Raw genomic sequence first — 6,804 nt, forward strand, 5'->3', positions numbered from 1 at the left:
CCACAGCGTGCGGTTTCTATTCATGGGTGCCCCAAAAGCACGGTGCTCGCCAGAGCCACGGATGGTTGAAACCCTCCTTCTCGCGAATCCTGACAGTAAAACGCTTCGCCCCGTACGCTCTCGGGCTAGCACCAGTGCCAAGGAAACCCGCACGGCCTCACGCGTATTTGCCGCCGTGCTGCTTCGTGGGTTAGCTATGAGTTTGCATTGTTATTTGCCGGGTTAGGCTTTATGCATTCTGCAAATCCATTTCTTGGTGGCTTAAAGGATGGTTCGGTATGCGTACAAATTCGGTGACAGGTTTTCCGCGGATAACGCGGGGCGCTCCTTTGGGCAGGTTCAGTCGCTAGTGCTTGCCCGAGAGCGTACGGGGCGAAGCGTTTTACTGTCAGGATTCGCGAGAAGGAGGGGTTCACACATCCGGTGCTCTGGCGAGCACCGTGCTTTTGGGGTACCAATGAATAGAAACTGCACGCTGTGGACACTTAATTTTTAGAGAGTTGAAAGCGTTTTCTTTGCTTCGTTTCTTTGTCGCTTTGGACAAAGAAATGACGTGCCGCCACGCACAGTGGCTAATAGTGATAAAGAAAATAGCCAACATAAAACCCGCGAAGACCTGAAAAGCAGCAACCTGGCAATGAACCCGACCGCTAACCCTAAAACCCGTGCACCCCGGCATTGACCCTGACCGCTAACGCCAAAACCAACCCACCCAAACCCGAGTGCGAACGAAACCAATCCCGCGACTACCCCTAAGCGGCGATAATGTGACTTGCATGGCGCACAGAGCCGCCCCCTCCGCGAGGGTTTCACCCGATTCCAATAGCGAATCCACGCGCCCCCAAGAACAACAACCTTCTTCGCCACCAAACCAAACCGACAATGAAAAACTCGCCGGCATATCTAGTACGCAAAGAACCTTTCACTGTCGTTTCAATTCACGCATAGGCCCCCCGATGGCTCAAAGCTACTCGAACTGGTTCGTGCGTGCGCGCCTCAAAACGCGGCAATTGATGCTGCTCGCGGCCATGGAAGAAGAAGGCAATGTCCGTCGCGCCGCCGATGTCCTCGGCATGACCCAGCCCGCGGCATCGCGTCTGTTGAAGGAACTGGAGGACGTGCTGGAAGTGCGGCTCTTTGACCGCACACCGCATGGAATGCACGCCACGCTGTACGGTGAAGTGATGATCCGGCATGCGCGCATGGTGCTGTCGAATCTGAACCAGGCGCACGACGAAATCTCCGCGTTGCGCGCCGGGCTCGTGGGCCAAGTACAGATTGGCGCCATTGCCGCAGCCGCCGCGACCATGGTGCCGCTTGCTATCGCACGCGTGAAAGCGTTGTATCCGCAATTGCAGATCTGGCTGCAAGTGGAGACTTCAGACGTCATGCTGCCGCTGGTTGCCGAAGGCCATCTCGACATCATGATCGGCCGCGTACTCGAGCGGCAAGGCCAGTTCAAGGATGCCGTGCGTTACGAGCCCATTGCAGAAGAGCCGCTATGCGTGGTCGTGCGCCCCGGGCATCCGCTCGAACACGCGGCCGGGCTGACCATGCACGACATTGTCAATGCCGGCTGGGTTCTGCATCCCCCTGGCAGCGTGCTGCGCCACAGGTTCGACATGGTGTTTTCGCAGATCGGCCTTAGTTCGCCGCAGAATGTGGTGAACACCAATAACATTGTCGCCATCTCAGGCATCTTGCTGCAAAGCGACATGCTCGCGGTCATGCCTGAAGAGGTCGCGCGGCAATACGAGGAATTCGGTACGCTCAAGCGGCTGGCGATTGAATTGCCGTGCCGCATGGACGCATTTGGCATCATCACGCGGCAAACGCAACTATTGTCGCCCGCGGCAACCGTCGTGCTTCGAGCACTGCACGACGCCGCACTCGAAGTGTATGGCGCACGGCAAGATGTCATTGGTTAAGGGACTGCTTGAGGCCGACACGTCACGAGCGACGCGCGACCCTTAAGTTATATTGCAGGTCGATTTCATCATTCACGGAGTGTTACCCATGATCATCGAAGAGAATAATCAGCTGATGCTGCGGCCACTCGAACGTACCGATCTCCACTTCGTCCACAGCCTGAACAACAACGCAAAGATCATGCGTTACTGGTTCGAAGAACCCTACGAAACGTTCTCTGAGTTGTCTCAGCTATACGATCGCCACGTCCACGATTTGCGCGAGCGCCGCTTCGTCGCTGTCGACAAGGCGGGCGAAACGGTGGGGCTCGCAGAATTGATCGAGCTTGATTACATCCATAGGCGCGGCGAGTTCCAGATCATCATTGCGCCCGGCGCTCAAGGCCAAGGGTACGCAACCAACGCAACCTTGCTCGCAACGGACTACGCGTTTTCCGTGCTCAATCTGCGCAAGCTTTATCTGATCGTCGATGTGTCGAATCAGTCAGCCATTCACGTCTACGAGAAGTGCGGCTTCAAACAGGAAGCGGAACTGATCGAAGAGTTTTTCGGCAACGGACGCTATCACAATGCGTATCGCATGTGCATTTTTCAGCACGATTTCCTCAAGCAAATGCAGACAGGCAAGTAAGATTCAACGCGCGGCTTAAGCACGCGCAAGCGATTCTGCCCGTTCGTTTCCGCGCTGCGTGTTCGCCAGCGCTCATAACTCAAGAGCGGTTTCTGCTATGTCCCGCACGCCCACAAGCACGCGAGCCAGCTAGTTAGCGACACTAAACCGCTGGCGCTCTCCCTTGACGAACCCGTGCTGCCTCACCAGTTGCCCTTCGTCGACTTAACAACAATTGACATATACCCAGATCCTTTCTGCTATTGAAAGCGCGATGCTGCACAAAGCAGGTAGCACTCGGTAAGGTTTCCGGGTTCGTTTGTTCGGCCAGCCACATTCACCAGATAGCCTGCTTGTTAAATTCCGCCCGCTTACAAAAACAAACACGGGGCGGTCCATGTCTAATCCAGTTCGTTCGCGAGCGATCTCGCTTGCTCCATCACTGCTGCTGATTCCCTTTCTCCTGAGTCCCATTGCGGCGGCAGCAGCATGCGCCGTGAACGGCCTCGATACGGTTTGCAATTCAAAATCGCCGAACCCATGGACGACGACCATCGGTACAGGCCCTGCGCGGGGCAATAACAATCGAACAGTCACTGTCCTGAACGGCGCGACGATTGACACGCAAGAAATCTCGGCGATCAGCCTCGCTGACCACGCCAAAATCACGGTTCGCTCGGGCGGCACGGTCAGCACTTTCGCCGTTGGAGAGTGGGGCAACTATCGCACCGGCGTGAACACCATCGAATTCCGTGACAACGGTTCGCTGACCGTTCAAGCCGGCGGCAAGGTGCTGTCCACTGGCACGGAGAACACCGCTGAGGCCGTCAACTTGCAAGGCCATGGCAACGTCATCACCAACAGCGGTTTGATCCAGGCGCTCAATGCCCGCGCCATCTGGTTCCAAAACGTTACCGGCACAAACACGGTCATCAATAACAAAACCGGTGTGATCGAGTCACCCGGCAGCGTGATCGGTTCGACCGCCGACGCGCCGGTCCATTTCACCAACAAGGGCACAGTTCTCGGCGATATCGACTTCGCGGGCGGCGACGACGTCATGCGCATCTACACCGGCTCGTCGGTGTCGGGTGCGATCGACGGCGGCGCAGGCAATAACAAGTTGTTCCTGAGCGGCCTCGGCGTCGACACGCTGACTGGCAACATCGCCAACTTCCAGACGCTCACGAAGACCGACGCGGGTACATGGACCGTCAACGGCATCCCGGTCGATGTGCAAAGTGCTGAAGTGGCAGGCGGTACGTTGATCCTGGCGGGCGATAACAGCACCTACACGGGCCAGATGCTCGTCGATGCCGCCGGCACGCTCCAAGGCCGCGCGCAGAGCCTGCCCAACGCGATCACCGACAACGGGCTGGTCCGCTTTGCACAGACCGACGACGGCACCTACACGGGCTTGTTGAGCGGCACGGGCGCGATCGAGAAAACAGGTGCGGGCACGTTGTTCCTTGCACCCGCTTCGACCGGCGGCAACACGTATTCGGGCGGCACGCTGATCACGCAAGGCACGCTAAACGTTGCAGCCGATAACGCATTGGGCGCGGCCACGGGTGGTCTCACGTTCAACGGCGGCACGCTGCAACTGAACAACAGCCTCGACCTCGCCGCAACGCGTGCGATCTCGATCGGCGACAACGGCGGCACGATCGACACGCAGCAGTATGCATCGACGCTCTCACAAGGGGTAACGGGAACCGGCTCGTTGACAAAGCTCGGTAGCGGCTTCCTCACGATGAACGGCGTCAGCACCTACGGCGACACGAACGTGCTGGCGGGCACCCTTGCGGTCGGCGATGCACAACACAACCTGGCCAGCATCGGTACGGGCACAACGACCGTTGCGCAAGGCGCCACGCTCGGCGGTTACGGCACCGTAATGGGCTCCGTCGTCAACTCGGGAACGATCGCCGCGGCCAACGCATTGCCGGCTTTCTCGGCATCGTCGACCGGCACGTTCGCGATCCACGGCGACCTCACCAACACTGCCACGATCAACTTGGCGGCTGCATCCGGCGTGACGGGCAACATATTGAATGTGAGCGGCAACTACGCGGGTGGGACCAACGCGCAGTTGATTGTGAACACTGTGATGAACGCGGGCGGCCCAGCGTCCAACCAGTTCACCGATCAACTCGTCATTGGCGGCAACGCGACCGGCAGCACGCTTGTGACGGTGCGTCCTAGCGGCCTGGGCGCGCTGACCGTAGGTGACGGCATCAAGATCGTCCAGGTGAACGGCACTGCTGCCGCCACGGCCTTCCATACGGCTGCGCCGGTTCAGGCCGGGGCGTACCAGTATCTGTTGTATCAAGGCGGCTCAAACCGTCCCGAGGACTTCTACTTGCGTTCATCGCTTGAGACCGTGCCTCCTGTCACAACACCGCCGGTTACTACACCGCCTGTTACAACGCCGCCGGTTACAACGCCGCCGGCTACAACACCTCCGGCCACCACGCCGAGTGACCCCGGCGCGGTCATTACGCCGGTGACGCCGATCGTATCCGCGGGTTCGCCGGGTTCAACGCCCGCTTCCCAGCCGTCGGTCATTGCATACCGTCCCGGCGTGGTCGGCTACACGATGACGCCATCGCTCAACCTGGACTATGGTTTCTCGATCATGAGCCGGCTGCATGAGCGTGTCGGCGATGTCGCGAGCCTCGAGAATGCACAGGGAACACATGGCAACGGCGTGTGGGGACGTATCGGCGGACAGAGCTTGAACGCCGACTCGGGTGATCGTTTCTCCGCCGATGAACGCACGTTCTTCGCGCAGTTCGGCAAGGACTGGACGCTCTCGACGAACCCGGCCGGCGGCAGCACGCATGCAGGTGTCACGGTCACTATCGGCTCGTCGTCGGCAACCTTCGAAGACAGTGCGCGTAGCCTTAATCCGACGCTGACGAATGCTACCGGCTCAGTCGAAACGCAGGCGCAATCGCTTGGTGGTTACTGGACCAAGTATCTGAAGGACGGCAGCTACTTCGACGCCGTGGCGCAACTCACCCACTATCGCAACAAGTTCGGCGATGTGTACGGTGGTGGCGCTTCGCAGAATGGCGTTGGCACGGGTCTGTCCGGTGAAGTGGGCAAGCCGTTCCTGATCGGGTCGACGACGATTGCCATTGAGCCGCAAGCTCAGTTGATGTACCAGTATTTGCATCTGAACGGTTTCGACGATGGCATCTCGCCGGTGTCGGGTACGTCGAGCAATGCGTTGCGTGGCCGGGCCGGCTTCCGGATCTTCAAGGCGAATTTGTCGAACGATACGAAGACGGGAGCAGCAACGCCCTACTTCACCGCCGACGTGCTGCATGATTTCCTGAACCCGGGGAATACGGCAGTGGATGGCGCCGCGTTCAACAGCGGTCTGTCGAAGACCTGGTATGAAGTCGGCGTGGGTGTCACGACGAGCATGAGCAAGTCGTCGGAGATGTACGCTAACGTAAAGTACTCGCGTAATATTGGCGGCGATTATCGCCAGGGGGTGTTTGGTCAGGTTGGGTATCGATATAGCTGGTAAGCGCTAAGTGTGGATTTGTTGTTCAGTTAAGCCCATGTTGGAAAAGCCGCCCTCGGAAACGAGCGCGGCTTTTTTGTATGGGCGGTTGGTTTTCGTTCGCACTTGGGGGGAGGGTTTTGGGTCAGTGGTCGGGGGCCGTGCCGGGTTGCACGGGTTCTGGGATTAGTGGTTTTGGGTCAATGCCGGGTTGCTGCTTTTTAGGTCTTCGCGGGTTTTATGTTGGCTATTTTCTTTATCACTATTAGCCACTGTGCGTGGCGGCACGTCATTTCTTTGTCCAAAGCGACAAAGAAACGAAGCAAAGAAAACGCTTTCACCTCTCTAAAAATTAAGTGTCCACAGCGTGCAGTTTTATTTCATTGGTACCCCAAAAGCACGGTGCTCGCAAGAGCGAAGGATGTGTGAACCCCTCTTTCTCGCGAATCCTGACAGTAAAACGCTTCGCCCCGTACGCTCTCGGGCAAGCATCAGTGTTCCACGATCCGCACGGCCTCACGCACTTGTATGGGTGAGGTTCTTCGCGCGTTAGCTGCTCGGTTTGCGCTGCCATTTCGGGGGTTAGGCCCTACGCATTCTGCAGCCTCGTTTCTTGGTGGGTTGGCGAAATGCTTCGGTATGCGTACAAATTCGGTGATTGGTTCTAGGCGGATAGCGCGGGGTGCTGTTCGGGCAGGTTCACTCACTGGTGGCGAAGCGTGGGGTATCCGTGTTCGGAGAAAGAGGGG

The 6,804-nt window shown here is 58.2% G+C and carries 3 protein-coding genes; all 3 read left to right on the forward strand.

From position 1 onward, the window contains the following. Positions 1–956 precede the first annotated feature (956 nt). Entirely contained in the window at positions 957–1,928 is a 972-nt protein-coding gene (locus ACSQ83_RS35620) for a LysR family transcriptional regulator (protein WP_414953402.1), read from the forward strand. A gap of 88 nt (positions 1,929–2,016) precedes the next feature. Beyond that, a complete protein-coding gene (gene speG, locus ACSQ83_RS35625) occupies positions 2,017–2,559 on the forward strand; it encodes a spermidine N1-acetyltransferase (RefSeq protein ID WP_414953401.1) in 543 nt (180 codons plus the stop codon). A gap of 376 nt (positions 2,560–2,935) precedes the next feature. Continuing rightward, positions 2,936–6,079, forward strand: coding sequence for an autotransporter outer membrane beta-barrel domain-containing protein (locus ACSQ83_RS35630; RefSeq protein ID WP_436231339.1), 3,144 nt, complete (start codon positions 2,936–2,938; stop codon positions 6,077–6,079). Positions 6,080–6,804: the final 725 nt, after the last annotated feature.

The organism is Caballeronia sp. LjRoot29, assembly GCF_964252755.1.
Classification (GTDB): Bacteria; Pseudomonadota; Gammaproteobacteria; order Burkholderiales; family Burkholderiaceae; genus Caballeronia.

Coding starts and splice junctions, on each gene's coding strand:
- speG (WP_414953401.1), top strand. CDS start 2,017: ATGATCATCGAAGAGAATAATCAGCTGATGCTGCGGCCACTCGAACGT.
- ACSQ83_RS35630 (WP_436231339.1), top strand. CDS start 2,936: ATGTCTAATCCAGTTCGTTCGCGAGCGATCTCGCTTGCTCCATCACTG.
- ACSQ83_RS35620 (WP_414953402.1), top strand. CDS start 957: ATGGCTCAAAGCTACTCGAACTGGTTCGTGCGTGCGCGCCTCAAAACG.